Source organism: Prosthecomicrobium pneumaticum (assembly GCF_014199915.1).
Classification (GTDB): domain Bacteria; phylum Pseudomonadota; class Alphaproteobacteria; order Rhizobiales; family Kaistiaceae; genus Prosthecomicrobium; species Prosthecomicrobium pneumaticum.
The window spans coordinates 646,605-673,100 of the sequence record NZ_JACHOO010000003.1; the positions used below are offsets into that span (position 1 = coordinate 646,605).

The following is a 26,496-nucleotide window of genomic DNA, read 5'->3' on the forward strand; positions in this document are numbered from 1 at the left end:
TCGATGCTGACGATCGACACAAACGTTCTCGTTTATGCCTTCGACCAGCGAGATCGCCGCAAGCATGAGATCGCCGTTCAGATCGTGAAAAGAATGCATCGCGGGCAATTGCCGGTCGCGCTTCAGGTTTGCGGCGAATTCTACAATGTCATGACACGCAAGTTCGGCCGAGCTCCCCGCGATGCGGCCGACCTGACGAGAGGGCTGATGACCTCGTTCCTGCTGTTCAATAATTCGTCGGCGACCGTCGCACAGGCTTTGGAACTCGCCGCTTCCGGGCGCTTCTCCTATTGGGATGCCAATCTTCTGACGGCTGCGGAAGCTGCGGGTTGCACCGCGCTCCTGTCGGAGGATATGGCGGATGGCGTGAGGGTCGGTGCCTTGGAAGTGGTCGCGCCTTTCGGGCCGGACGGACTCTCCGAACGGGCTCAGGCCCTTATTTCTACATGAGAAGATCAACCCGATGACCGCTTCGACGGCCACCTTCATCAATGTCGGCGAGCGGACCAACGTCACCGGCTCGGCACGCTTCCGCAAGCTGATCACGGCGGGGGACTACGCCGCCGCGCTCGAGGTGGCGCGCGAGCAGGTCGAGAACGGCGCCCAGATCCTCGACGTCAACATGGACGAGGGCCTGCTCGATTCCGAGCGGGCGATGACGACCTTCCTCAATCTCCTCGCCGCGGAGCCCGATATCGCCCGCGTGCCCGTGATGATCGACTCGTCGAAATGGTCGGTGATCGAGGCGGGGCTGCGCTGCGTCCAGGGCAAGCCGATCGTCAACTCGATCTCGCTCAAGGAAGGCGAGCCGGCTTTCCGCGAGCAGGCGAAGAAGGTGCGCCGCTATGGCGCCGCCGTCGTCGTGATGGCTTTCGACGAGGCCGGCCAGGCCGACACCTTCGCCCGCAAGACCTCGATCTGCGCCCGCGCCTACCGCATCCTCGTCGAGGAGATCGGCTTCCCGCCCGAGGACATCGTCTTCGATCCGAACGTCTTCGCGGTGGCGACGGGCATCGAGGAGCACGACAATTACGGCGTCGACTTCATCGAGGCGACGCGCTGGATCCGGCAGAACCTGCCGCATGCGCACGTCTCCGGCGGCGTCTCCAATCTTTCCTTCTCCTTCCGCGGCAATGAGGGCGTGCGCGCGGCGATGCACTCGGTCTTTCTCTACCATGCGATTGCCGCCGGCATGGACATGGGGATCGTCAATGCCGGCGCGTTGCCGGTCTATGACGAGATCGAGCCGGAGCTTCGCGAGCTCTGCGAGGATGTCGTCCTCAACCGCCGCCGCGATGCGACCGAGCGTCTGCTCGAAGCGGCCGAGCGCTACAAGGGCGGTGCGGCGCAGAAGAAGGAGGCCGATCTCGCCTGGCGCGACTGGCCGGTCGAGAAACGGCTCGAGCACGCGCTGGTGCACGGCATGACCGAGTTCATCGAGGCCGATACCGAGGAGGCGCGGCAGAAGGCCGAGCGGCCGCTCCACGTCATCGAAGGCCCGCTGATGGCCGGCATGAACGTCGTCGGCGACCTGTTCGGGGCCGGCAAGATGTTCCTGCCGCAGGTCGTCAAGTCGGCCCGCGTGATGAAGCAGGCGGTCGCCTATCTGATGCCGTTCATGGAAGAGGAGAAGCGGCTCTCCGGCGGTGAGGGAACCTCCTCGGCCGGCAAGATCCTGCTCGCCACCGTCAAGGGCGACGTGCACGACATCGGCAAGAACATCGTCGGCGTCGTGCTCCAGTGCAACAATTTCGAGGTCATCGATCTCGGCGTGATGGTGCCGGCCCAGAAGATCCTCGACACCGCCCGTGCCGAAAAGGTCGATGCGATCGGCCTTTCGGGCCTGATCACGCCCTCGCTCGACGAAATGTGCCATGTCGCGGCCGAGATGGAGCGCGAAGGGCTCGACCTGCCGCTGCTGATCGGCGGGGCGACGACCTCGAAGGTGCACACCGCGGTCAAGATCCACCCCAATTACGCACGCGGCCAGGCCGTCTATGTCACCGACGCGTCCCGCGCGGTCGGCGTCGCCTCGTCGATGCTCGGCCGCGAGCGCGCCGGCTATGTCGTCTCGCTGCGCGAGGAATATGCCAAGATTGCCGCGGCGCACGCCCGCGCGCAGGAGACGAAGCGGCGCATCACCCTCGCCGAGGCGCGCGCCGACCGGCTGGCGATCGACTGGTCGCAGCCGATCCCCTCCGCGCCCGGCTTCCTCGGCACCCGGGTGTTCCGCGACTATCCGATCGCCGAACTGGTCCCCTACATCGACTGGACGCCCTTCTTCGCGACCTGGGAGATCAAGGGCACCTATCCTCTGCTCTTCGAGGACGAGACGGTCGGGGCCGCCGCCCGCGCGCTCTTCGCCGATGCGCAGGCGATGCTCGGGAAGATGGTCGAGGAGAAGTGGGTGACCGCGAATGCGGTGATCGGCTTCTGGCCGGCCAATGCGCTGGGTGACGACATCGTCCTCTATGCCGATGCGGCGCGGCGGGACGAGATCGCCCGGCTCCATACGCTGCGCCAGCAGATCGCCCGTTCGACCGACAGGCGCCGCCATGTCGCGCTCGCCGATTTCGTCGCGCCGGTCGAGACCCGTCTCGCCGATCATGTCGGTGGCTTCGCGGTCACCGCTGGCATTGGCGAGGAGGCGATCGCCGAACGCTTCGCCCGCGCCAATGACGACTATTCGAAGATCCTCTCGCAGGCGCTCGCGGACCGGCTCGCCGAAGCCTTCGCCGAGCGCATGCACGAGCGGGTGCGGCGCGAGTTCTGGGGCTATGCCTCCGGCGAAAGGCTGTCGAGCGCGGAGCTGATCCGGGAGGCCTATCAGGGCATCCGGCCGGCGCCCGGCTATCCGGCGCAGCCCGACCACACCGAGAAGGGGACGCTCTTCCGCCTGCTCGACGCCGAGGCCGCGACCGGCATCCGGCTCACGGAGAGCTATGCGATGTGGCCCGGCTCCTCGGTCTCCGGCCTCTATTTCGCGCATCCGGAGAGCCATTATTTCGGAGTCGGCCGGATCGAGGCCGATCAGGCTGCGGACTATGCGGCGCGCAAGGGCTGGCCGCTCGCCGAGGCCGAACGCTGGCTCGCGCCCGTTCTCAACTACGATCCGGGCCGCGCGGAGGCGGCGGAGTAGCCGAAACGTCCGCGTTCCGGCAGGGCCCCGGCCGGCAACTGCCCGGTCAGCGCGAAATATCTCTGCAGCACGAGCAGCGACAGCAGGTCTTCGCGGCGCGGGTCGAGGAATTGCCGGACATGGGCGTTCGCGCGGGCGATGATGGCGAGAGCCTCGTCCTCGTTGCGATCGTAATGCGCGACCTTCTCTTCGAGATCGGCGAAATCGGGGCGCAGCTCGACATAGTGGACGCCGCTCTCGAGCCGCCCCTCCATGAACCATGTCTCGTAGCGCGGGCGCGGCATCATGCAGAGCGCGTTCGAGGCGAGGATCCATTTGAGATTCGTGGCGACGTCGTTGCCCTCGACCGAGATCACATAGCGAAAGCGCATCTGCTCGGCGACCGACAGAAATCGCTTGGGATCGAGGCCCGGCTGCGGCGCGCCGACATGGCCGATATCGAAGACCGGATGTCGGTAGAAGCGCTGGACGAGGTCGCGGCGCTGTTCATTGATGAGCCCGCCCCGCCAGACCGCGGCGCGCCGCTTGTCCCGGAAGCCGATCGAATCGCGCTCCCAGGTGAAATGGCGGAGACGGTCGAGCTTCAGCAGGATTGAGTTGCCGTTGTCCGGTGCGATCGGTCGGCTCTTGACGAGGGTGGGGACCGGTTGAACCGTGATCACATCGCCGAACAGGACGTCGGCCTTGAGGAATGCCGGGAAGGCACGCGTGTAGCGCGTGAGGTCGTAGTGATAGTAGCTGGGCTTGCGCGGCAGATGGGCGAGATCGCAGGCCTTTGCCGAGACCTCGGAGGGGGCCATGCCGTTGTAATAGGAGAGGCGGTCGAGCACCGCCGGATCCGGCGCCGCATCGTGCCGCGCGAGCATGGCATCTTTGCGCGTGGCGAAGACGGGGCGAGGGATCATGGTTCGGAGAACCCCCTCCGCATAGAACGCCACACGCCGCGCGCGCCGGGTGACCCTGTTCATCCCCAGCTCCCATTGTCCCGCCTGCTGCGGTAGCAGGACCGATCGCGCTGACCATTGTCAAGTCCGTTGCGGCCCGCTGGCACCGCCGCGCGGAATCCGCTAGACGATCCGCTCATCCGACAACTGGCCACCCCCCATGTCCGCCATCTTCACCCGCGCCGGCTTTCGCCGCGGCTTCCTCGAGGGCTTGCCGCTGACGCCCGGCATGGCCGCTTTCGGGCTGATCTATGGCGTGCTGGCGGCGAAGGCGGGCGTCGGCGTGGTCACCGCCGGGGTGGCGAGCGTCGTCGTCTTCGCCGGCACGGCGCAGCTCCTCGCGCTCCACTCCTGGAATTCGCCGGATGTGCTCGTCGCCTCGCTGGTCGCGGTGCTCGCCATGAACGCGCGCTACTTCCTGTTCGGCGCGGCGATGCAGCCCTGGATGCGCGGGCTGCCGCCGCACATCGCCTATCCCTCGCTCTTCCTGCTCGTCGACGCCAATTGGGCGGCGGCGATGAAGGAGCGTGAGGAGGGGCGGAACGATGTCGCCGTCTTCGTCGGGCTCGGCACCGCCTTCATGCTCGGCTGGACGGCCGGAACGCTCGCCGGGGCCGGTTTCGGGGGCCTGCTCGGCGACACCCGCCGGCTCGGGCTCGATTTCTTCCTGCCCGCCTTCTTCTTCGTGCTCGCCTGCGGATTCTGGAAGGGGAAGGCCGATCTCGTGCCGCTCCTCGTCGGCGGAGGGATCGCGCTCGCGGTCGATGCGGTTGGCGGCGGCTCCTGGCACGTGCTCGCCGGCGGCCTCGCGGGGAGTGTCGCGGGCGCCTATGCGCGGCGACGGGGAGCGACGGCATGACGGTCGACACCGGCACCGCGGGGGGCGCCGCCCTCGTCATCGCCGCTATGGCGGCCGTCTCCTTCCTGACCCGCGCCGCCGGCTTCTTCCTGATGCGCTTCGTCGCCGTCACGCCGTTGGTCGAGGCCTGGCTGCGCGCGCTCCCGCTCGCCGTGATGGGGGCGATCCTCGCTCCGATCGCCGTTCACGGCGGCCCGCCGGAATGGATCGGCTTCGCCGCGACCTTCCTTGTCTGGCGCGTCAAGGGCGACGACATTCTGGCCGCGCTCGCCGGCGTGGTGGCGGTCGCCGCGGCGCGCGCCCTGATCGGCTGAGGCAACAAAAAAGCCGGCCCTCCGGGGAGGTCCGGCCGAATGACTCTGGTCTTGCGCTGCCCGTGTCTCAGAGGGCTCCGAGCAGGATCGCGCCGACGAACAGGAAGGCGGCGCTCACGGTCAGCAACTGGAACGGACGGACGAGGCTCATGTCGGGTCTCCGTGATCTTCCGTGTCCGAATTGTGACACAGAGCTTAACGCAGTCTGACGGATCCGCAAGGGGCGCGGCCGCTCGGCGGCGGCGGGCGGCGCCCTGCCCGTTCCAAATTGCGGCGGCACGGTGGAAAAAACATCCGCGAGCGCCCCGCGGAACGGGCGACCGGTGGCAACCGAATATTATCGAATGGCGGTGAAGCTCGCGGTCCATGCAGCTCGCGGACGCCTCTGCCCACGCCGCCTGGACACGGCTCGCTTCGGATCGCTCGGAGGCCGGTCGGGCGGAACTGCTCGATCGCGTGACGCGGCTCTTTCTTGCCGGCCCTCCACCTTCGCCGGTCGCAGCGGCCCTCTATGCCGATGTCGTTCTGCGGCTGCTCGCCGGTCTGCCGGCCGGGCGGGCGGCGGCGCTGGCGGCGCGGCTGGCGGAGGCACCGGATCTCCCGGTCCGCCTCGCCCTCCATCTCGCGGCGCAGCCGATTGCGGTTGCCGCGCCGCTCCTGCGGCATTCGCCGGTGCTCGGAACTGCCGATCTCGCACGCCTCGCCGAAGCGCACGGAGCGCCGCACCGGGCGGCGATCGCGATGCGGCGCGATCTCGATCCGGCGCTCGTCGAGGGGCTCGTCGAGGGCGGCGAGCGGACCGTGCTGCACGCGCTCGCGGCCAATGATGCGGCGCCGCTCTCCGGCCGGGCGCTCGCCATCCTGCTCGGCCGGGCCGAGGCGGATGGCGAACTCCGCGCCCGGCTCGCTGCCCGTCAAGATGCGCCGGCCGAGGTCGCCGAACGGCTCGTCCCGTTTCTGGCGCGGCAGCTCCGGGCGCTGCGGGCGATGGCGCTGCGATCCCCGCCGGCGATCCCGCCCACCCCGTGGCTGTCGCCCGAGGCGGTCGCCGAGGCCCTGCGGCCTCATACGGAGGAGAGCCGGCTGCGCGCATTGTCAACCTTGATCGCGACCGCGATCGGACTGCCGGCCGCGCGGGTCGCCGAGCTGATCGGCCGGCGAGATCCCGCTCCGATCGCCGCGCTGTGCAAGGTGGCCGGATTGCCGGGCGACGTCTTTGCGGCGCTCGTCGGCCTCAGCGGCGCGGGCGCCCGCCGGCCCGCCCGTGAAGTGGAGCGGCTCGCCAGGCGCTATGAGACGCTGAGCCTCGCCGATGCGGAGCGCGGCCTCGCGCTCCTCGGCATCCGCAGGCCTCGCGCGCGGGGGACACCCACGGGTCCCTAATAGCGCGCCCAGGAGAGCAGGCGCGGGCCCTTCGCCCGGTCGTCGCGAACCCGTTCGATCGCGGCGTTGAGCTCGGCGCCGAGCACCAGCGTGGCGGCGAGCAGGACGAAGAGGACGAGCGTCGCAAGCGCGATGGCGAGGCTGCCATAGGTCGTGCGGTAGTCGACGATCCGGCTCGTCCACAGCGCGAACCCCCAGGTGGCCGCTGCGGAAAGCACGAGCGTGAAGCCGATGCCCGGCAGGATCGCCTTGAAGCTGCGTCCGCCATGCACGAGCCGGCGATGGCATGCGACGAGCAGGCCGAGATAGACGACGAGGCCCGACAGCACCTGCACCATGCGGGCGAGGCTGACGGGTTGTGGCACGAGCGGGGCGAGCGTCACGGTCGGAAGGGGCAGGGCGCTGAGGAAGCCGACGATCCAGGCGAGCGCGAGGAGAAAGCCGGCGCCGAGCAGGACGAGCACCACACTCTCCGCCCGGCGCCGCCACCAGCCGCGCCGCTCGACGATCTCATAGGCGTCGTCGAAGGATTCGCGCACGGCCTCGAGCGCGTTCGAGCTCAGCCATACCGCGACCGCCAGGCTGAAGGCGGCCGCCTCGCCGCCGAGGCTGTTGATCACCCGGGCGGATTCCCGCACCAGCGGATGCGCGATGTCGGTCGGCCAGAGCACGAAGATCGACTGTTCCGCGGCGGCGAACAGGGAAGGCGAGCGCAGCAGATTGGCGAGGCTCGCGACGAAGATCAGGAAGGGAAAGAGGGCGATGAAGGCGGAGACGGCAATGTCGTTCGCCGCCCGCGTCGCGCGATGGAAGACGAAACCCTCGAGGGTCTCGACCGCGACCGCGAGCAGAGTGCGGGGGGCGAGGAGGCGCATCGGATCAGCCCGCCCGAAAGGGGAGGGCGGCCGCAATCATCGCACGACGGCAACCGCGCGGTTCGGAGCGGCCACAATCGGAGGCGATGGGTCTCACGGCCCGCAGCGGACGGCTCCCACACGCGGCGGGCTCGCGCGGTGTGTCGAGGCATACCGCCGCCTCCCGCCGTCCGCCCATGCGGTCTCGCTTCGCATCGTCCGCGCCCGTCTCCGCATCGGTCCCCGCGACGAATCATAGCGCGCGGTCGCCCGGGGGCCAAGGCGCTGCGGCGGTGCAGCCATGGCGGGGCGGCGAGGACCGCCGCCCCGAAGCGCCGGAACGGACCTGTCCGGCTCAGTAGAAGGGAGAGCGGCACTGCCGCCGCGGGCCGTTATAGGGCTGGAACGTGTTGTCCCAGGCCCGGTAGGAACGATAGCGCGCCTCGCACCAGCGGACATGGCGGGCCGGCAGGCGCCAGGCCGGCGCCCGGTAGTAGGGCCGGTAATACGGTCGATGGTAGTAATAGCCGGGCGCGACGCGGAAGCCCTGCCAGTGATGCCGCCGATGGTGCCAGCGACGATGCCGCACCTCGGTCACATCGGACTGCGCCGTCGGCGCCGTCGCCTGGGCCGTCGTCGGCGCAGCGAGCGGGGCCGCCGCGGCGCCGCCGGCCGTGGTGGCGCAGAGCGTGAGCGCGCAGAGCGCGCGAGAGAGTCTGTTCATGCCTCCTCCAAGGTTGAACCGCCCCTCGTCGACCCCGCGGGGAGTGTCGCCGCCGCCGCATGAACCGGCGATGAACGACCGTGTCGAACGTCGTTTCCACTTCGTTAAGGCGATCGGCGGATGATCCCGGCCTATGTTGCGTTGCGTCCTGTTGCGTCCCGCGTCGGCAGTCCTGCTCGGCCTGTTCCTGTCCGGTTGCGGCTTCAACTTCCTCGACGAGGGACGCGAAGCCTGGCGGGACAAGGCCGAGCGGGCCTGTTTCCGCGAGGGCCGGGTGATCCCCTCGGCCTTCCAGCAGCCGGGCCGCGAGATCGACGGCCGCGGTGCCTGCGGCATCGAGCAGCCGCTCAAGGTTTCCGCCTTCGACGGCGGCCGCATCAATCTCTCCTCGACCTATCCGCTCGGCTGCAACATCACCGCGACGACCGAGGCCTGGCTCACCAACAGTGTGCAGCCGGCCGCGCTCGCCTGGTTCGGCGAACCGGTGATCGAGGTGTTGTCGATGGGCTCCTATTCCTGCCGGCCGATCAACCATCGGCGCGGCGCCGAGCTCTCAGAGCACGCCTTCGGCAATGCGATCGATGTCGCCGGCTTCAAATTCGCGAGCGGCCGGATCGTGCGGGTGAAGACCCATTGGCGGCGCGGCGCTCCGGAGGAGCAGGCCTTCCTGCGCACGGTCGCGGCGGCCGCCTGCGGACCGTTCACCACGGTGCTCGGGCCGGGCAGCAACCGGCTGCACGAGGACCATCTCCACCTCGATCTCGCCCGGCGCGGCAAGACCGGCCGTTCCGTCTATTGCAGCCCGCGGCTCACCCCGCCCGCCATGCCGGCACCGGGCCTGATGGTCTCGCTGCCGCCCGCGGAACCGATGCCGGCGCCGCAGTCCCTTGCCGAGCGGTCGATGCTCTATGGCTATCCGAACGGCGAGACGCCGGCGGAAGAGGAGGGGATCGCCGGCACGGACGACGTGCTCTACGGCGCGACACCCGCCGCGCCGGCCGCGGCGCTGCCTCCGCCGCCTATGCCGGCCCGGCAGGCGGACGAACGCTGGCTGCCGCCGGCGCGCGTGCCGCTTTCCTATTCGGAGTAGGTGCGGCGCGGCATGTGACAACCGTCACTGCCGCCCCTCCGGCGAGCGGCTATGGCCTCGCTCGATCGGCGCCGCTCGGGCGCCGCCCCGGAGAATCCCCAATGACCGTCGCTTCCCTGATCGCGGCCCAGGAGGCCGCCGATGCCCGTTACGATCTCTACGGCACCATCCATCGTGCGCTGCGCATGGCGGAGATGAGCTTCCTCGCCCGCATCGGTGCGCTCGACGCCGCCGATGACGCGGCGGTCGCCGCGGCGATGGCGGAGCTTCGCCGGCTGCTGGTGCTCGGCCGTTTCCACCTCACCGACGAGAACGACTTCATCCACACCGCCCTCGAGGAGCGGCTTCCGGGCGCTTCCGCCGGCCTCGCCGACGATCACGAGGACCATGAACGGTCCTTCGTCGAGCTCGAAGCGTTCGTCGAGGCCATCGAGGCGGCGGAAGGCTCCGCCCGCCGCTCCGCGATCCGCGCGCTCTATCATCGCTACGCGACCTTCATCGCGCATGATTTCGAGCACATGCTGGAAGAGGAGACGGTGATCCTGCCGATGCTGCACCGGCTGTTCACCGATGCCGAACTCGCCGATATCGAGCACCGCATCGTCGCCTCGATCCCGCCGGAGGTGATGACCGACGCGCTGCGGCTGATGTTCCCGGCGGTCGACCCGGTGGTGCGGATCGAGATGCTCTCCGGCATGCGCGCCGTCATGCCGGCCGAGGTCTTCACCGGCCTCGTCGAGGGCGTCGTCAAGCCGGTGCTCACCGATGCCGAATGGCGCCGGGTCGATGCGGGGCTCGGCCTCGCCGCCTGAGGCTCACGCCGCGCGGCGCGCCTCTGCGCCGCTCTCCTGATAGGCGGTGCCCCAGGCCTTCAGCGCCTCGATGATCGGTGAAAGGCTCTCGCCGAGCGGGGAGAGCCGGTATTCGACCCGCGGCGGCACCTCGGCATAGACGGTGCGCAGGATCAGCCCGTCGGCTTCCAGCTCGCGCAGCTGCTTGGTCAGTACGCGTTGCGTCGCACCCGGAGCGCGGCGGCGGATCTCGTTGAAGCGCAGCGTGCCGCCCATCAGGTGGAAGAGGATCACGCCCTTCCACTTGCCGTCGATCAGATCGAGCGCGGTCTCGACGGCGCATTTCTCGTAAGGGTCGGCGGCGGTCCGGCTCATCGGCGGCTCCATGGTATCCGAACGGTGCCTACAGGCCCGAAAAGTGCATTCTTGCCGTTCCGGCGCATAGTGCCAAAGTGCGCGGCGACGCAACCGAACGCAAGAGGAAGAGCCGATGCGCGCCGTCGCCTACCGCCAGTCGCTGCCGATCACCGAGGAGGCGGCGCTGCTCGATGTCGTCCTCGACCGTCCCGAACCCGGCCCGCGCGATCTTCTCGTCCGTGTCGCGGCCGTCTCGGTCAATCCGGTCGACACCAAGGTCCGGAAGCGCGCCGACCCGAAGGGCGAGCCGAAGGTGCTCGGCTATGATGCCGCGGGCACCGTCGAGGCGGTCGGCGCCGAAGTGACGCTGTTCCGGCCGGGCGACGCCGTCTTCTACGCCGGCTCGATCGCCCGGCCGGGCACCAACAGCGAATTCCACTGCGTCGACGAGCGGATCGTCGGTCGCAAGCCGGCAACGCTCTCCTTCGCCGAGGCCGCGGCGATCCCGCTCACCGCGATCACCGCCTATGAGCTGCTGTTCGACCGGATCGGCGTCGAGAAAGGCGAGACCGGCCGCTCGCTGCTCGTCATCGGCGGCGCCGGCGGCGTCGGCTCGGTGGCGATCCAGCTCGCCCGGGCGCTCACGGGTCTGACGGTCGTCGCCTCCGCCTCGCGGCCGGAGACGGCCGAATGGGTGCGCGCGCTCGGCGCCCATCACGTCGTCGACCATACCAAGCCGCTGGACGAGGAGGCGGCCCGCATCGGCCTGCCGCAGATCGACATCGTGCTCGCGCTCACGCAGACCGCGACCCACTGGCCGGCGATCCAGAAGCTCGTCGCGCCGCAGGGCCATGTCGGCATCATCGACGACATGGAGACGCTCGACATCGTCCCCTTCAAGGCGAAGGCTATCGGAATCCACTGGGAATCGATGTTCACGCGGCCCGTCTTCGGCACGCCCGACATGATCCGGCAGCACGAGCTGCTCGACGAGGTGGCGGGCCTCGTCGACGCGGGCCGGCTGCGCACCACGATCCAGAAGACCCTCTCCCCGATCGACGCCGCCAATCTGAAAGCCGCCCACGCCCTCATCGAGAGCGGCCGGTCGATCGGCAAGATCGTCGTCGAGGGCTGGTAGGGGACGCCCTACGGCCGGCCGTAGCCGCCGCCGGTCGGGGTGGTGATGATCACCGCCTCGCCGGCGTCGAGCACCGTCTGGTCGGAGGCGGCGAGTTCCTCGATCCGGCCGTCGGCACGGCGCACCTCGGTCTTGCCGAGCGCGCCGGCCGCGCCGCCGAGGAGGCCGTGCGGCGGGATCGTGCGGTGGGAGGAGAGGATGGCGCAGTCCATCCGCTCGAGGAAGCGGATGGTCCGCTCCGTGCCGCCGCCGGCCGACCAGCGGCCCTTGCCGCCGGAGCCGCGGCGGATGTGGAAATCCTCGAGCAGGACCGGAAAGCGCAGTTCGAGGATCTCCGGATCGGTGAGCCGCGAATTGGTCATGTGGACGTGCACCGCGTCCGCGCCGTCGAAACCCGTGCCGTCGTTGAAGATGCCGGCCGGCGCGCCCGCGCAGATCGTCTCGTAATACTGGTAGCGGTCATTGCCGAAGGTGAGGTTGTTCATCGTGCCTTCGCTCGCCGCCATCGCGCCGAGCGCGCCGAAGAGGGCGTTGGTCACCTGCTGGCTGGTCTCGACATTGCCCGCCACGACCGCGGCCGGATAGCGCGGCGCGAGCATCGAGCCCTCGGGGATGACGATGTCGATCGGCCGCAGGCAGCCGGCATTCATCGGGATCGCGTCCTCGACCATGACGCGGAAGGCGTAGAGCACGGCGGCGCGGGTCACCGGCTCGGGCGCGTTGAAATTGGTCTTCTGCTGCGGGCTCGTTCCGGTGAAATCGACTCTCGCCCGCCGCTCCGCCCGGTCGACGGTGATCTTCACCCGGATCACCGCGTCCTGGTCGGTCTCGACCGCGAATTCGGAATCCTTCAGCCGGTCGATGACCCGCCGCACGCTCTCCGCGGCGTTGTCCTGGACGTGGCCCATATAGGCCCGCACGGTCTCGAGGCCGAAATGGCTGACCATGCGGGCGAGTTCGGCGACGCCCTTCTCGTTCGCGGCGATCTGCGCCTTCAGGTCGGCGACGTTTTGCGCAACGTTGCGCGCCGGGAAGGGGTGTTCCGTGAGCACCCGCACGATCTCCGCCTCGCGGAAGCGGCCGTCCTCGACGAGGCGGAAATTGTCGATCAGCACGCCCTCCTCGTCGACCGTCGTCGCCCGCGGCGTCATCGAGCCGGGCGCGGCGCCGCCGATGTCGGCGTGGTGGCCGCGGCTCGCCACCCAGAAGAGGATCTCGCCGCCGGCGGCGTCGAAGACGGGCGTGACGACCGTGATGTCGGGCAGGTGGGTGCCGCCATTATAGGGCGCGTTGAGGGCGAAGACGTCGCCCGGCCGCACCGCGCCGGTATTCGCCGCGATGATCGTCTCGACCGAGCGGTCCATCGAGCCGAGATGGACCGGCATGTGCGGCGCGTTGGCGACGAGCCGGCCCTCGCCGTCGAACACGGCGCAGGAGAAATCGAGCCGCTCCTTGATGTTGACCGAGGAGGCGGTGTTCTGCAGCGTCACGCCCATCTGTTCGGCGATCGCCATGAAGAGATTGTTGAAGACCTCGAGCATGACCGGGTCGGCGGCGGTGCCGACCGCCGCGGCGCGGGCCTTCGCCGCGACCCGTTCGAGGAGGATATGGTCGCGCGCCGTGACGCGGGCGCGCCAGCCGGGCTCGACGACGATCGTCTGGTGCGGCTCGACGACGAGGGCCGGACCGTCGACGACGGCGCCGGGCGGCAGTTGCGCGCGCGGATGGACCGCCGCCTCGCGCCACGCACCGTCGCAATAGACGGGCACCCGCTCCGCGGGCTCCGGCCGGCTCGCGGGCGCCGGCATCTCGGTCTCGGCGAGCGGCTCGCCGCCCCCCACCGCCTGCGCTTCGATCGCCTCGACGACGATCCGCCGGTCGGCGAAGACGAAGCCGAACTGCTTGCGGTGCGCCGCTTCGAAAGCGGCGGTCATGGCGGCGATGTCGCCGTCCTCGAACGGCACGGGGAGGGCGGTGTCGGTGCCGTCATAGCGCAGATGGGCGCGCGCGGTCGCGACGATCGCCGCGGGGGCGACGCCCTGGCCGGCGACCTCCGCGACGGCCTCATCCCGCAGCGCCTCGCGCAGCGCGGCGAGTTCCGGGATCGAGCCGGCGGCGAGCGGCAGCAGCGCCGCCTTGGTGCGGATCGCCCGGATGTCGGCGAGACCCATGCCATAGGCGGACAGCACGCCGGAGAAGGGATGGATCAGCACGGTCGTCATGCCGAGCGCGTCCGCGACGAGGCAGGCGTGCTGGCCGCCGGCGCCGCCGAAACAGTTGAGCGCATAGCCGGTGACGTCGTAGCCGCGCTCGACCGAGACCTTCTTGATGGCGTTCGCCATGTTGGCGACGGCGATCTTCAGGAAACCCTCGGCGATCTCGACCGGGGTCCGGCCGTCGCCGACCGCTTCGGCGAGCCGGGCGAAGCCGGCCTCGACCGTCGCCGTGTCGAGCGGCGCGTCGCGGCCGGGACCGAAGATGCGGGGGAAATGGTCCGGCCGCAGCTTGCCGGTCATGACATTGGCGTCGGTGACGGCGAGCGGCCCGCCGCGGCGGTAGCAGGCGGGGCCGGGGTCGGCACCGGCGGAATCCGGACCGACGCGGAAGCGGGCGCCGTCATAATGCAGGACCGAGCCGCCGCCGGCCGCGACCGTGTGGATCAGCATCATCGGCGCGCGCATGCGCACGCCCGCCACGGCCGTCTCGAAGCTCCGCTCATATTCGCCATCGAAATGCGACACGTCGGTCGAGGTGCCGCCCATGTCGAAGCCGATGACGCGCGGAAAGCCGGCCTGTCGCGCGGTCTCGACCGCTGCGACGACCCCGCCCGCCGGCCCGGACAGGATCGCGTCCTTGCCCTCGAACAGTTCGGCCGCGGTCAGGCCGCCGGACGACATCATGAACATCAGGCGCGGTGCCGAGGCGTGGGAGATATCCGGCCGACCCGCTCCCCCTGCTCCGTCCCGCTTCGCGGGAAAGGGAGGGGGCGTGAGGGTATCGGGTTCACCCCGACCGTCCCCGGAGGCTTCCGAAGGTCCGATCCCGAGCTCCTCCGCCACCTGGTCGACATAGCGGCGCAGGATCGGCGAGAGATAGGCGTCGACGACCGTGGTGTCGCCGCGGCCGACGAGCTTCACGAGCGGCGAGACGCGGTGCGACACCGAGATCTGGCGGAAGCCCGCGGCGCGGGCGATCTCGGCGGCGCGGCGCTCGTGCTCGGGATATTTCCAGGCGTGCATGAAGACGATCGCGACGGCATCGCAACCGCTTCGGCGATGAAGCTGAAGTTCTGATTCAAGATGAGCTTCGTCGAGCGACCGCTCGATCGTTCCGTCGGCGCGGACGCGCTCTTGGGCCTCGACGACCCCGGCATAGAGGAGTTCCGGCTTGACGATCTTCTTCGCGAAGATGTCGGGCCGCGCCTGATAGCCGATCTCGAGCGCGTCGCGGAAGCCGGCCGTGATGACGAGGAGGGTGCGCTCGCCCTTCCGCTCGAGAAGGGCGTTGGTGGCGACGGTGGTTCCCATCTTCACGGTCGCGATGGTGCCGGCGGGGATCGGCGCGCCGGCGGCGAGACCGATCATCTCGCGGATGCCGTGCACGGCCGCGTCGCGCCAGGCGCCGGGGTTCTCCGACAGGAGCTTGTGGACCCGGATCCGGCCTTCGGGATCGCGCGCGACGATGTCGGTGAAGGTGCCGCCGCGGTCGATCCAGAAGTCCCACCGTCCGCCGCCCGCCATCTGCCCGCTCCTCGCGCTCGTCCGCGCCGATCAAGCATGCCGTCCGTGGCGAGGGCAAGCTTGCGCGGGACTTGTGGCGCGAACCCCTGCGGCGGCGCGGCGCGGAGACGCGGCCTCGCGCCGTGCCGCCGCATCGCCTATGATGGGTGACTCGTTCCGGTCTGCCTTCCATGAGCCTCTGGTCCCGTCTCGCCGAACTCCTGCACTGCCTGCCCGGCCCCTGCGCCCTCGGGACGTTCGTGGACGGCATCGTCGAGACCGTGAAATCGGTGTTCGGCGGCGATCCGGAGATGCGCCGGCAGGTCGCCTTCTCGGTCTCGATGATCGCGCTTTCGGCCAAGATGGCGAAGGCGGACGGTGTGGTCACCGCGGACGAGGTCGAGGCCTTCCGCCAGCTCTTCGTCATCCCGGAGGGGGAGGCGAAGAACGTCGCCCGGCTCTACAACATCGCCCGTCAGGACGTTGCCGGCTTCGAGGCCTATGCGACGAAGCTCGCCGGCCTCTATGAGCGCGGCGCCGAGATCTATGAGGACATCGTCGACGGACTGTTCCACATCGCCAAGGCCGACGGTGCCGTGCACGAGAAGGAACTCGCCTATCTCGCCCGGGTGGCCGCGCTGTTCGGCATGACGAGCGCCGCCTTCCAGCGGATCGAGGCGCGTCACATCGTGCCGGAAGAGGGCGATCCCTATCTGATCCTCGGTGTCGACCGCGCCGCGAGCGACGACGAGGTGAAGCGGCACTACCGGCGGATCGTCTCCGCGACGCATCCCGACCGGCTGATCGCCCGCGGCGTGCCGCCCGAATTCATCGCCATCGCGACCCAGAAGCTCGCCGCGCTCAACGGCGCCTATGACCGCATCCGCCGGCAGCGGGCCTTCGCTTGATCGCGATCGTCCGGCGGCCGTCGCCGAACCATAATGAGCGCCCGGCCGGCAAGCCGGTCGACCTCCTGATCCTGCACTATACCGACATGGCGAGCGCGGAGGCGGCGATCGCCTGGCTCGCCGCGCCGGAATCGAAGGTCTCCTGCCACTACGTCGTCGCCGAGGATGGCGTCGTGACGCAGATGGTCGAGGAGGACCGGCGCGCCTGGCATGCCGGCGTGTCGTCATGGAAGGGCGAGGCCGACGTCAACGGCCGCTCGATCGGGATCGAGATCGCCAATCGCGGCCATGATCACGGCTATCCGGATTTTCCCGATGTCCAGGTCGAGGCGGTCGCCGCGCTCGCCCGCGACATCTGCGCACGTCATGGCATACCGGCCGAGCGTGTGCTCGCCCATTCGGACGTCGCGCCGCAGCGCAAGCGCGACCCCGGCGAGAAGTTTCCCTGGGGTCGGCTGGCGGCCGCCGGCGTCGGCCATTTCGTGCCGCCGGAGCCGATCTCGGGCGGACGCTTCCTTGCCCCCGGCGAGGCCGGCGAGCCGGTCGCCGCACTCCAGGCGATGCTCGGCTATTACGGCTATGGCCTTGAGATCACCGGCGTTTACGATCCGGCGACCGAGGCGGTGGTGACCGCCTTCCAGCGCCACTTCCGGCCCGAGCGCGTCGACGGCATCGCCGACCGCTCGACCCTCGCGACGCTGCACAGGCTGGCCCGCGCCCTCGTCTGAAAGGACGCTCCCGCGCAGCACCGCCGAGGCGGCCTGCCGACGCCATCGCGCTCACGAATTACGAAAAATCTTTCACACATTTGAACGGTCGGGCCGCATTTCGGCGCAATTCGGAATCGAAGGGAGCGCACCGCAACAGAGTGAGTTTTTACCTATAATGAAATTATCGCTCGCGCCGGTCGCTCTCGCGCTCGCCTTCTGCGCCCTTCAGGCGCTTCCCGCCGCCGCCGCGTCGGGCCGGCTCCTGAAATCGAACGAGACGCGCATCGAAGCCGCGAATGCCGAGCGTCCCTATGCGACGCTGATCGCCCGCCACGCCGCGGAGAACGGCGTTCCCCTCGAGCTCGCCCATGCCGTCGTCAGCGTCGAGAGCCGCTACCGGCCGAACATGACGGGCAGCGCCGGCGAGATCGGCCTGATGCAGATCAAGCTCGCGACGGCGCGGGGCCTCGGCTACACCGGCAGCCGCAAGGCGCTCTACGATCCGGACATCAATCTGCGCTGGGGCATGCTCTATCTCGGCATGGCGCGCGATCTCGCCGACGGCGACCTCTGCGGCACGATCCTGCGCTACAATGCCGGCCACGCCGCGAAGCGGATGTCGAAGGGGCCGGCGCGCTATTGCTCGAAGGTCCGGCAGATCCTCGCCAGCAACTGACCGCCGCTCCGCTCGGTCGTCGTCGCAGCGTCATCGAGCGCCGCTAGGCAGTCGCGATGATCGAGATTTCCACCGAGCGCCTCTCGAAGACCTTTGCTGCGACGCGGGCGCTCGATGCGGTGTCGCTCACCCTTCCGGCGGGCTCCTTCACGGCGCTTCTCGGACCATCGGGTTGCGGGAAGACGACGCTCCTGCGCCTGATCGCCGGGTTCGAGGCGCCGGACGAGGGTGTCATCCGGTTCGACGGCCGCGTGATCGCCGATCCGCGGCGCCAGATCGGGCCGGAGGATCGCGGCATCGGCGTGGTGTTCCAGTCCTATGCGCTCTGGCCGCACATGGATGTCGCCGGCAATGTCGGCTATCCGCTCGCCACCCGCGGCGTCGGCAGGGCGGAGCGTGCGGCCCGTATCGCCGAAGTGCTCGGCATCGTCGGCCTTTCGGGCGCCGAGGGCCGCCGGATCGACGAGCTTTCCGGTGGCCAGAGGCAGCGCGTCGCGCTCGCCCGCTGTCTCGTGGCCGAGGCCGGCGTCATCCTGTTCGACGAGCCGCTCGCCAATCTCGACGTGCATCTGCGCGCCGCCATGGTGGAGGCCTTCCGTGAGGTCCATCGCCGTTCCGGCGCGACCATCCTCTACGTAACCCACGACCAGTCCGAAGCGCTCGCGCTCGCCGACCGGGTCGCCGTGATGCAGGGCGGGCGGATCGCCCAGCTCGCCGCACCCGAACAGATCTATCGCGCCCCGGCCGATGCGATGGTCGCCGGTTTCGTCGGGCGCGGCGCGCTCGTCTCCGGCGAGGTCCGCGGCGCCGCGGAGCGACAGGCCACGGTCGAGGTGGCCGGTGTTGCGATCCCCGCGCGCGCCGCGCGCCCGATGTCCGGATCCGTCCGGCTGCTTCTGCGTCCCGAGGGGTTGCGGATCGCGGCCGATGCACAGGCGCCGGCCCTCGCCGCGACCGTCGCCTCCGCGACCTATCGCGGCGCGTTCTACGAGGTGGTCGCAGCGATCGCCAACGGCGAGCGCCTCCTCGTCGATTGTGTGGAAGCGCCCGCCGTCGGCGCCCCGATCCGCATCGCCGTTTCGGATGCCTGGGTGGTGCCCGGCTAGCGCCAGGGCAGGGTGCCGGCGGGAAGGCGGGCGCCGAGCCGGTCGACGGCGGCGAGGAGCAGCACCACGACGGCGAGGGTCGCCGTCGCGATGGCCGCCGCGGCGTTGCCGAGCCCGGCTTCATCGAGGCTGAAGAGTACGACGCCGAGCGTCTCGTTGCCGCCGGACCAGAGCAGCGCCGATACGGTCAGCTCGTTGAAGGCGCTCATGAAGACGAGCAGGGCCCCGGCGACCGCGGCGGGCAGCGCGATCGGCGCGGTGATGGTCAGGAGCCGGCGCGGCGCCCGCGCGCCCGACACCGCGGCCGCCTCGTCGAGCTCGCGCGGGATGCGGCCGATCGCGGCGGAAACCGGCTTCAGCGAGAGGGCGAGGAACCGCATCAGATAGGCGACGAGGATGATCGCGGCCGTCGCGTAGAGGCTGCCGATCAGGGGCAGCGGCCGCAGGAAGAGGAGAATGCAGGCGATCGCGAGCACGATGCCGGGGATCGCGTAAGGCAGTTCGACGAGGTTGCGCACGAGCGTGCGGACGCGCGGCGAAAACCGCTCGGTCGCTACCGCGAGCGGGATGGCCATCGTGGCGAGGATCAGCGCCGCCCCTCCGGCGAGCAGGAAGGAATTGCGGAAGGCCCGCGCCGTCGCCGCCTGGGAGAACAGCACCTCCTCGAAATTGCGCAGGGTTGCGGTCTCGGGGGAGAGCGGCACGCCGAAGGCGGGCACGAGCGCGGCGGCGAGCAGCGCGGCCGCCGGTAGGACCAGAATGAGGACGAGCACAAGACAGGCGAGCAGGGCGGCCGGCAGCCGCAGTGCACCGAGCCGCAGTCGCGGCGGCTGCCCTGTGGAGAAACGTGTCGACCGCCGGCCGAGTGCCCGGGCCTGGACGATGATGCCGGCGATGGCGAGGCCGGCGATCGGCACCGCGAGCGCCGTCGCCTCCGGCAGCGCGGCCGGACCGAAGCTCGCCAGGCGCTGATAGATCAGCGTCGTCAGCGTCAGATAGTTGGAGGACATGCCGAGGAGCGCCGGAATGCCGAAATTGCCGATGCCGGAGATGAAGGCGAGCGCCGCGGCGGCGACGAGAGAGGGCCGAAGCAGCGGCAGGACGATCGTCACGAGGGCGCGCAGGCGCCCGGCGCCCGCGGCCTGCGCCGCCTCGAAGAGATCGCGCGGCAGGCCGGCGAGGCCGGCGCGCAGCGTCACGAAGACGATCGGTGCGTGCTGGATGCCATAGAGCAGGATGATGCCGCCGCGGCCGGCGATCGGGTTGCCGCTGCCCGGCGGCGGGGCGAGGCCGACGGCGCCGAGAAGCGCGCTCGATGGGCCGAGGAGATGCAGCCAGGCGAGCGCCGTCACCTGCGGGGCGATCATCAGCGGCAGGATGAAGAAGAAGCCGAGCGCGCGCCGGCCGGGCAGGTCGGTGAGCGCGAGGGCGAAGGCGAAGGGTCCGCCGATGGCGAGCGAGACGAGGGCGCCGAAGAAGGCGGTGTCGAGCGTGTGAACCGCGGCGCGCAGCGCCGCCGGCCGGGCGGGCCGCTCGGCGAGGGCCGCGGGGTCGAAGACGCCGCCCGGCGCGATCGCCGCGAGGAGCAGCCGTCCGATCGGCAGGGCGGCGAGAAGGCCGATGACCAGCAGCGCGGCGAGAACCGTCGCGGCGCCCTCGTTTCGCCGGCGGCGCGCCGCCGCCGGACTTTCGATGCGGGCCATGGGGCCTACTGGCCGAGCGCCTCGGAGAACTTCTCCTTGTTCGCCGTCTCGTTGGCGAGCGCGGCGGCGGCGTCATAGGAGAGCACCTTGATCGCCGCGCGGTCCGGATAGCCGGCCGGCAGGGCCACGCCGGCGCGCGCCGGGATATAGCCCTGGCTGGAGGCGAGCTTCTGGCCGTCCTCCGACAGGATGAAGTCGACGAAAGCCTTGGCGGCGTCCGGGTTCTTGGCGGTCGAGAGGATGGCGACCGGCTCGGTCACGGCGGAGACGCCTTCCGTCGGGAACACGAACTCGACCGGCGCGCCCTTCGCCTTCTCGCGGATCGGCATATAGTCGACGATCATGCCGAACAGCTTGTCGCCGCCGGCGACCGCCTTCAGCACGTCGCCATTGCCGCCGCTCGCCTGGACGCCGTTGGCGCCGAGGTCCTGATAGAACTTCCAGCCCTCGGCGAGGTTCTCGGTCAGGGTGACGGTGTGGATGAGCGCCGCGCCGGACGTGAGGGGGCTCGGAATGGCGACGAGGCCCTTCGCCTCGGGCTTGGCGAGATCGAGCCAGCTCTGCGGCACGAAGGGTGCCTTGGTGTTGTAGACGATGCCGGTCGTGATGAGCTTGGTCGAGAAATAGGTCTTGTCCGGATCCATCTGTGCGCCTTCGAAGGCGGTGATGTCGGCCTGCGGATAGGCCATCAGGCGGCCTTCCTTCTTGAGGCCTTCCATCGTCACCACGTCGGCGATCAGCAGCAGATCGGGCTGCGGCGCGCCGGCCTCGATCTCGGCGCGCAGCTTCGCCATGATCTTCGGCGTGCCGTCGCGCACCCATTCGACGGTGACGCCGGGATTCTTCGCCATGAAGGCGTCGACGGTCTGCTGGGCGTCGGTGTTGGGCTGGCTGGTGTAGAGGACGAGCTTGCCTTCGGCGGCATGAGCCGCGCCGAGGCCGGTGGCGAGCATCAGGGCGGCGAGGAGGGACGAGCGCATCGGGGGGTCCTTTCGGCTTCGAGCGTCGGGCGGGAGGGAGGCGCCCGCCGTCGTCCGGCCGATTAAGCCCACTCGGTCACGTCCCGATGACAGACGACTATCCGGCCGGACGCGGCGGCAGGTCCGACGCGTCGGCCGGGACGGGTGTTTGTTCGAGCGCTTCGATGAGCCCCTTCATCTCCTCGATCTCGCGCAACTGGGTCGCGATGATCCCGTCGGCGAGCGCGCGCACGCGCGGGTCGCGGATGTGGGCGCGGCTGCTCGTCAGGACGGCGATCGAGTGATGCGGGATCATTGCCTTCATGTAGGCGACGTCGCCGACCGTCTCCTGGCTGCGCACGAGCCACAGCGCACCGGCGAACACGACCGCGGCGAGCGCCGTGACGGCGATGTTGACGCGGGGGTTCGGATACATCGCGCCCATGAACGCGATCATCACGATCGTCATCGCCGCGCCCATCATCAGGGTCATCCAGGCCCGGGTCTGGCTGAAGAACACGTGCTCGGGCGCGAAGGTGTTGAGGTACATGAGCCCGAACATCAGAACGGTCGAGGCGAGGATCATCGCGGCGAAGCGGAGATAGCTCATCGCATTGCCCTTTCGGGAAGGCCCCCGTCTGGAACGGGCGAGCCCCGCGATCGATGCATCCGTCCTTGACCGGCGGGCCAATCCCTATATGCAGGCGGGCGCCAGCCGGCCGGACGGCCGCTCCGGCACGTGTCGAAAGGCCGCCGGGGAGGAAAGTCCGGGCTCCACGGAGAAACGGTGCCGGGTAACGCCCGGCGGGGGCGACCCCAGGGAAAGTGCCACAGAAAACGAACCGCCGTGCGGCATGCCGCGCGGCAAGGGTGAAAAGGTGGGGTAAGAGCCCACCGCGGGCCCGGCAACGGGAACGGCATGGCAAACCCCACCGGGAGCAAGACCGAATAGGGACGACGCGGGGCGAAAGCCCCACCCCTCTCCGGGGCGGTCGTCCGGGTGGGTCGCGCGAGGCGTCCGGCGACGGGCGTCCCAGAGGAATGGTCGTCACGCGGCTTCGGCCGCCATACAGAACCCGGCTTACAGGCCGGCTGGCAACTCCCTTCAGAGTTCGGGCGGAGTGCGGGTGGGACGGTGTCCCACGCCGCCGGCCGCCCATGGCGGGCGGGCCGTTGCGGCCTCCCTGCGGCAGGACGTCGGCCCCGCCGCGCCGCAGGGCGGCGCGCTTGGCGACGACGCTCGATATCGTCCGAAAATGCTTGGATTTCTGCGGTTTCAACGAAGGGTTAACCAAAGCGCGTCAGCTTCGCGTTGTCGGTCTGGGGGGACTCGGTGGGGCTTGATTCCATTGACGCCCATAGAGGCCCATGATATCCCAATCGTGACCCGCCGAGTGATGGGAGAGGCCTCCCATCGGAGTGGCTTCGGTCTTGTGCGGAACCGACGGGTCAGCGTCAGAGCGGTGCCAGGTGTCCTTCCCGATCCGGGTTCCTCGCGGACCCGGAGGGCGGCCGCCTTGTCCCGGTTCGACGCCGGCGAGAGGGGCGATGGACGAGTTCGTTTCCACCTTCACGAACAGGCTGGACTCGAAAGGGCGCGTGTCGATCCCCGCATCCTTCCGTGCCGTCCTGGCACGCGACGGGTTCGACGGGCTCTATTGCTGCCCGAGTCTCGATCAGGCGTCGGTGGATGCGGGCGGCTCGCGGCTCGTCGGCCAGATCAAGGACACGCTCGGCCAGTTCGAACCCTTTTCGGACGATCACGAACTGCTCTCGACCACGCTGATCGGCGAGAGCGAGGTGCTGAGGATCGACACGGAAGGCCGCATCGCGCTCACCGACACGCTGAAGGCGCATGCCGGGATCACCGGGGCGGTCACCTTCGTCGGTCAGGGCTACAAATTCCAGCTCTGGGAGCCGGAGCGCTTCGTCGCCTATCGCGACGCCGCCAAGGCGCGGCTGCGCGACATTCGCGGCCGGCTCGGCGCGCGCGGCGCGGGCGGTGCGGCATGAGCGAGGCGGCGCTGCGCCATGTGCCGGTCATGCTCGACGCCGTGCTCGCGCATCTGGCGCCGCGGCCGGGCGAGACGATCGTCGACGGCACGTTCGGCTTCGGCGGTTACACGCGCGGCATCCTCGGCGCCGGCGCATCCGTGATCGCGATCGACCGCGATCCGGAGGCGATCGCCGGGGGGGCGGCGCTCGTCGCGGCGCAGGCCGGCCGGCTCGACCTCGTGCACGGCCGGTTCGGCGACCTCGACACGATCGCCGCCGAGGCCGGTCATCCGGCCGTCGACGGCGTCGTACTCGATATCGGCGTTTCCTCGATGCAGATCGACGAGGCGGAGCGCGGCTTCTCCTTCCGCCAGGACGGCCCGCTCGACATGCGGATGGAGCGGCAGGGGCCGAGTGCGGCCGATGTCGTCAACCGGATGGACCCCCGCGACCTCGCCCGCGTCATCGCCGTGCTCGGCGAGGAGCGGCGTGCCGGTGCGGTCGCCCGCGCGATCGCCGAGGACCGCAAGGCGAAGCCCTTCACCCGTACGCTCGAACTCGCCGGTCTCGTCGAGCGCGTCGTCGGCCGCCGTCACGACGATCCGATCCATCCGGCGACGCGGACCTTCCAGGCACTGCGCATCCTCGTCAACCGCGAGCTGGAAGAGCTCGGCCGGGCGCTCGCCGCCGCCGAACGGGCGCTGCGCGAAGGCGGCCGGCTCGTCGTCGTCACCTTCCACTCGCTCGAGGACCGGATCGTCAAGCGCTTCCTCGCCGAGCGCAGCGAGACGCGCGCCGGCGGCTCGCGCCATCTGCCCGAGGCGACCCTCGCGCCGCCGACCTTCACCCTCGCGGTGAAGGGCGTGGTCGAGGCGGACGCGGCGGAGATCGCCCGCAATCCGCGCTCGCGCTCGGCGAAGCTGCGCGCCGGCATCCGCACCGGCCATCCCGCCCGGCCGCTCGATCTCGCCGCGATCGGCGTACCGGTGCTGCCCGATTTCGTCGGGGGGAGGGGCTGATGGGGCGCTATTTCAACCTCGTCCTCCTCGTCGTGACGATCGCCGGCGCGATGGCGACCTATGCGATGAAGCACCGCGCCGAACTCGCCGCCGATCACGTCAAGACGCTGCGTGCCGACATCGCCCGGGAGAAGGAGGCGCTCACCCTCCTCAAGGCGGAGTGGAGCGTGCTCGACCAGCCGGCGCGCCTGCAGAACCTCGTCGCCCGCCACGCGGGTTTCCTGCAGCTCGCGCCGCTCGACGTCCGGCAGATCGCCTCGCTCGCCGATGTGCCGGAGAAGCCGGTCGTGCCGCCCGCGCTCGACGGCTTCACCACCGGTGCCGTTCCGCCGCCGCCCGCCCCTCCGAAGCCCCCGGTCGCAGGAGCCCCGATCCGATGAGCACGACGATGTTCGACGGTCCCGCCGTCGCGAGCACGCCGCGTCTGAAGCCGGGTCGCCGGGTGATGCCGAAGGTCGCGCGCGACCAGACGCGCGGCCGGCTCTTCCTCGCCATCTGCGCCTTCACGATGGTCTATGGCGTGCTCGCCGGCCGGCTCGTCTATCTCGGCCTCACCGAGACCGACGACGTCGTGCATTACGGCCGTGCCGCTTCCGAGATCGCCACCACCCGGCCCGACATCGTCGACCGCAATGGCGAGATCCTCGCCACCGACATCAACACGGCCTCGCTCTATGCCGAGCCGCGCCGCATCATCGATCCCGACGAGGCGGCCGAACTGATCAATTCGGTGCTGCCGGATCTCAAGCCCTCGGAGCTGCGCCGCAAGCTCTCGGGCGATGCCGGCTTCGTCTGGCTGAAACGCGAGATCTCGCCGGCGGTCCAGGCGGCGATTCACCGGCTCGGCATTCCGGGCATCGGCTTCCTCACCGAGAAGCGGCGCTTCTATCCCGGCGGACCGGCGGCGGCGCATGTCGTCGGCCTCGTCAATGTCGACAATCAGGGCATTGCGGGCATCGAGCGGGCGGTCGACCAGCGCGGCCTTTCCGATCTGCACGGCGCCGGCTTCGCGATGGGCCGCAGCGACCTGGAGCCGGTCGAGCTCTCGCTCGACCTGCGCGTCCAGCACGTGCTGCGCGACGAGCTCGCCTCGGCCATGGAGCGTTATCACGCGGTGGCGGCGACCGGGGTGATCGTCAATGCGAAGACCGGCGAGGTGCTCGCCCTCGCCTCGCTGCCCGATTTCGATCCCAACAATCCGGTCGACGCCAACAAGCCCGACCGGCTCAACCGGATGACCGCCGGGACCTATGAGCTCGGCTCGGTGTTCAAGAGCTTCACCTTCGCCATGGCCTTCGACAGCGGCCGGGTGAAGATGGACGACACCTTCGATGCCCGCGCGCCGATCCGCGTCGGCCGCTTCACCATCTCCGACTTCCACGGCAAGCACCGCGTGCTCTCCGTGCCGGAGATCTTCCTCTATTCGTCGAACATCGCGACGGCGAAGATGGCGCTCGCCGTCGGGCTCGACAATCAGCGCGGCTATCTCGAGCGCTTCGGCCTGCTTTCGAAGCTGCAGACGGACCTGCCGGAGGTCGCGACGCCGCAGCTGCCGAAGAAGTGGAGCGACGTCGCCGCGATGACGGTGTCCTTCGGCCACGGCATCGCCATCACGCCGATGCAGGCCGCGATGGCGGACGTCGCGCTCGTCAACGGCGGAATCCTGTTGCCGCCGACCTTCTTCCGGCGCACCGAGAAGGAGGCGATGGCGCTCGGCACCCGTATCATCAGCCCGGAGACGAGCGACAAGATGCGCTACCTCTTCAATCTCAACATCGCCGATCCGCGCGGCTCGGGCAGCCGCGCCGGCGTGCCGGGCTATCGCGTCGGCGGCAAGACCGGCACGGCGGAGAAGGTCGAGAACGGCCGCTACGTCAACAACAAGCGGCTGAACAGCTTCCTCGCCGCCTTCCCGATGGACGATCCGAACTATGTCGTCCTCGTCACGCTCGACGAGCCGAAGCCGGAGCGCGAGGGCATCGGCGCCACCGCCGGCCTCAACGCCGCGCCCACCGTCGGGGCGATCGTGCGACGCTCGGCGGCGCTGCTCGGCGTCAAGCCGGAGGCGCCGCAACCCGGGGGTGCCTTGCTCGTGTCCTATTGAGGCG

The 26,496-nt window shown here is 69.9% G+C and carries 23 protein-coding genes, 1 other RNA gene and 1 pseudogene; 17 read left to right on the plus strand and 8 right to left on the minus strand.

What is annotated here, in order from left to right; genetic code table 11:
- Positions 1-3: 3 nt before the first annotated feature.
- Positions 4-450, plus strand: coding sequence for a PIN domain-containing protein (locus tag GGQ63_RS10155; RefSeq protein WP_425502072.1), 447 nt, complete (start codon positions 4-6; stop codon positions 448-450).
- Positions 422-3,139, plus strand: a pseudogene (gene metH / locus GGQ63_RS10160) (methionine synthase); the annotation flags it as partial. The gene GGQ63_RS10155 and the pseudogene metH, both read left to right, overlap by 29 nt.
- Here the strand turns inward: metH and GGQ63_RS10165 are convergent.
- Complete coding sequence (locus tag GGQ63_RS10165) at positions 3,106-4,044, minus strand: glycosyltransferase family 90 protein (protein ID WP_246429699.1); 939 nt, start codon at positions 4,042-4,044, stop codon at positions 3,106-3,108. The pseudogene metH and the gene GGQ63_RS10165 sit on opposite strands and share 34 nt — an antisense overlap.
- A 199-nt stretch (positions 4,045-4,243) precedes the next feature.
- Between GGQ63_RS10165 and GGQ63_RS10170 the strand changes: the two genes are divergently transcribed.
- The 3 genes from GGQ63_RS10170 (at position 4,244) to GGQ63_RS10180 (ending at position 6,639) form a co-directional block, all read left to right on the plus strand.
- Positions 4,244-4,942 carry an AzlC family ABC transporter permease gene (locus GGQ63_RS10170; protein ID WP_183855280.1) on the plus strand — a complete coding sequence of 233 codons (699 nt, stop codon included), beginning with the start codon at positions 4,244-4,246 and terminating at the stop codon, positions 4,940-4,942.
- Positions 4,939-5,256 carry an AzlD family protein gene (locus GGQ63_RS10175; RefSeq protein ID WP_183855282.1) on the plus strand — a complete coding sequence of 106 codons (318 nt, stop codon included), beginning with the start codon at positions 4,939-4,941 and terminating at the stop codon, positions 5,254-5,256. The genes GGQ63_RS10170 and GGQ63_RS10175 overlap by 4 nt, the downstream gene beginning before the upstream one ends.
- Positions 5,257-5,622: 366 nt before the next feature.
- Positions 5,623-6,639: a DUF2336 domain-containing protein gene (locus tag GGQ63_RS10180; RefSeq protein ID WP_183855284.1), complete on the plus strand. Its 1,017-nt coding sequence runs from the start codon at positions 5,623-5,625 to the stop codon at positions 6,637-6,639.
- On the opposite strand, the gene GGQ63_RS10185 is transcribed toward GGQ63_RS10180, so the two are convergent.
- A complete protein-coding gene (locus GGQ63_RS10185) occupies positions 6,636-7,514 on the minus strand; it encodes a YihY/virulence factor BrkB family protein (protein ID WP_183855286.1) in 879 nt (292 codons plus the stop codon). The two genes, GGQ63_RS10180 and GGQ63_RS10185, sit on opposite strands and share 4 nt — an antisense overlap.
- Positions 7,515-7,848: 334 nt before the next feature.
- The gene (locus tag GGQ63_RS10190; RefSeq protein ID WP_183855288.1) at positions 7,849-8,217 is read right to left on the minus strand and encodes a BA14K family protein; all 369 of its coding nucleotides are present in this window, start codon (positions 8,215-8,217) and stop codon (positions 7,849-7,851) included.
- A 133-nt stretch (positions 8,218-8,350) separates the two neighbouring features.
- On the opposite strand from GGQ63_RS10190, the gene GGQ63_RS10195 reads away from it, so the two are divergent.
- Both GGQ63_RS10195 and GGQ63_RS10200 read left to right on the plus strand, forming a co-directional pair.
- Positions 8,351-9,307: an extensin-like domain-containing protein gene (locus GGQ63_RS10195; protein ID WP_183855290.1), complete on the plus strand. Its 957-nt coding sequence runs from the start codon at positions 8,351-8,353 to the stop codon at positions 9,305-9,307.
- Between the two features lie 101 nt (positions 9,308-9,408).
- On the plus strand, positions 9,409-10,119 hold the full coding sequence (locus GGQ63_RS10200) for a hemerythrin domain-containing protein (protein ID WP_183855292.1): 711 nt from the start codon (positions 9,409-9,411) through the stop codon (positions 10,117-10,119).
- A gap of 3 nt (positions 10,120-10,122) precedes the next feature.
- On the opposite strand, the gene GGQ63_RS10205 is transcribed toward GGQ63_RS10200, so the two are convergent.
- The gene (locus GGQ63_RS10205) at positions 10,123-10,473 is read right to left on the minus strand and encodes a winged helix-turn-helix transcriptional regulator (protein ID WP_183855294.1); all 351 of its coding nucleotides are present in this window, start codon (positions 10,471-10,473) and stop codon (positions 10,123-10,125) included.
- A 115-nt stretch (positions 10,474-10,588) separates the two neighbouring features.
- Here GGQ63_RS10205 and GGQ63_RS10210 point away from each other — a divergent pair, with 115 nt between their 5' ends.
- Positions 10,589-11,593, plus strand: coding sequence for a zinc-binding alcohol dehydrogenase family protein (locus tag GGQ63_RS10210; protein ID WP_183855297.1), 1,005 nt, complete (start codon positions 10,589-10,591; stop codon positions 11,591-11,593).
- A gap of 8 nt (positions 11,594-11,601) precedes the next feature.
- Here GGQ63_RS10210 and GGQ63_RS10215 read toward each other — a convergent pair whose 3' ends face one another.
- Entirely contained in the window at positions 11,602-15,333 is a 3,732-nt protein-coding gene (locus GGQ63_RS10215; RefSeq protein WP_183855299.1) for a hydantoinase B/oxoprolinase family protein, read from the minus strand.
- 170 nt (positions 15,334-15,503) lie between these two features.
- Here GGQ63_RS10215 and GGQ63_RS10220 point away from each other — a divergent pair, with 170 nt between their 5' ends.
- From GGQ63_RS10220 to GGQ63_RS10235, 4 genes are all read left to right on the plus strand, one after another.
- Entirely contained in the window at positions 15,504-16,220 is a 717-nt protein-coding gene (locus GGQ63_RS10220; RefSeq protein ID WP_183855301.1) for a J domain-containing protein, read from the plus strand.
- A complete protein-coding gene (locus GGQ63_RS10225) occupies positions 16,217-16,948 on the plus strand; it encodes an N-acetylmuramoyl-L-alanine amidase (protein WP_246429700.1) in 732 nt (243 codons plus the stop codon). Before GGQ63_RS10220 ends, GGQ63_RS10225 begins: the two co-directional genes overlap by 4 nt.
- Positions 16,949-17,105: 157 nt before the next feature.
- Positions 17,106-17,606 carry a lytic transglycosylase domain-containing protein gene (locus GGQ63_RS10230; protein WP_183855303.1) on the plus strand — a complete coding sequence of 167 codons (501 nt, stop codon included), beginning with the start codon at positions 17,106-17,108 and terminating at the stop codon, positions 17,604-17,606.
- 56 nt (positions 17,607-17,662) lie between these two features.
- Positions 17,663-18,712: an ABC transporter ATP-binding protein gene (locus GGQ63_RS10235; protein ID WP_183855306.1), complete on the plus strand. Its 1,050-nt coding sequence runs from the start codon at positions 17,663-17,665 to the stop codon at positions 18,710-18,712.
- On the opposite strand, the gene GGQ63_RS10240 is transcribed toward GGQ63_RS10235, so the two are convergent.
- From GGQ63_RS10240 to GGQ63_RS10250, 3 genes are all read right to left on the minus strand, one after another.
- Positions 18,709-20,415, minus strand: a complete 1,707-nt coding sequence (locus GGQ63_RS10240; protein ID WP_183855308.1) for an ABC transporter permease — start codon at positions 20,413-20,415, stop codon at positions 18,709-18,711. The two genes, GGQ63_RS10235 and GGQ63_RS10240, sit on opposite strands and share 4 nt — an antisense overlap.
- Before the next feature lie 5 nt (positions 20,416-20,420).
- Positions 20,421-21,395 (minus strand): ABC transporter substrate-binding protein, encoded by a 975-nt coding sequence (locus tag GGQ63_RS10245; protein WP_183855310.1) that lies wholly within the window; start codon positions 21,393-21,395, stop codon positions 20,421-20,423.
- A 97-nt stretch (positions 21,396-21,492) separates the two neighbouring features.
- Positions 21,493-21,984: a DUF305 domain-containing protein gene (locus tag GGQ63_RS10250; RefSeq protein WP_183855312.1), complete on the minus strand. Its 492-nt coding sequence runs from the start codon at positions 21,982-21,984 to the stop codon at positions 21,493-21,495.
- A gap of 101 nt (positions 21,985-22,085) precedes the next feature.
- On the opposite strand from GGQ63_RS10250, the gene rnpB reads away from it, so the two are divergent.
- From rnpB to GGQ63_RS10275, 5 genes are all read left to right on the plus strand, one after another.
- Positions 22,086-22,474: RNase P RNA component class A (rnpB, locus tag GGQ63_RS10255), an RNA gene on the plus strand.
- Positions 22,475-22,922: 448 nt separating this feature from the next.
- Entirely contained in the window at positions 22,923-23,387 is a 465-nt protein-coding gene (locus tag GGQ63_RS10260) for a division/cell wall cluster transcriptional repressor MraZ (protein ID WP_183855314.1), read from the plus strand.
- A complete protein-coding gene (rsmH, locus tag GGQ63_RS10265; RefSeq protein ID WP_183855316.1) occupies positions 23,384-24,388 on the plus strand; it encodes a 16S rRNA (cytosine(1402)-N(4))-methyltransferase RsmH in 1,005 nt (334 codons plus the stop codon). The genes GGQ63_RS10260 and rsmH overlap by 4 nt, the downstream gene beginning before the upstream one ends.
- The gene (gene ftsL, locus GGQ63_RS10270; RefSeq protein WP_183855318.1) at positions 24,388-24,768 is read left to right on the plus strand and encodes a cell division protein FtsL; all 381 of its coding nucleotides are present in this window, start codon (positions 24,388-24,390) and stop codon (positions 24,766-24,768) included. Before rsmH ends, ftsL begins: the two co-directional genes overlap by 1 nt.
- Positions 24,765-26,492, plus strand: a complete 1,728-nt coding sequence (locus tag GGQ63_RS10275) for a peptidoglycan D,D-transpeptidase FtsI family protein (RefSeq protein WP_183855320.1) — start codon at positions 24,765-24,767, stop codon at positions 26,490-26,492. Before ftsL ends, GGQ63_RS10275 begins: the two co-directional genes overlap by 4 nt.
- Positions 26,493-26,496 lie beyond the last annotated feature (4 nt).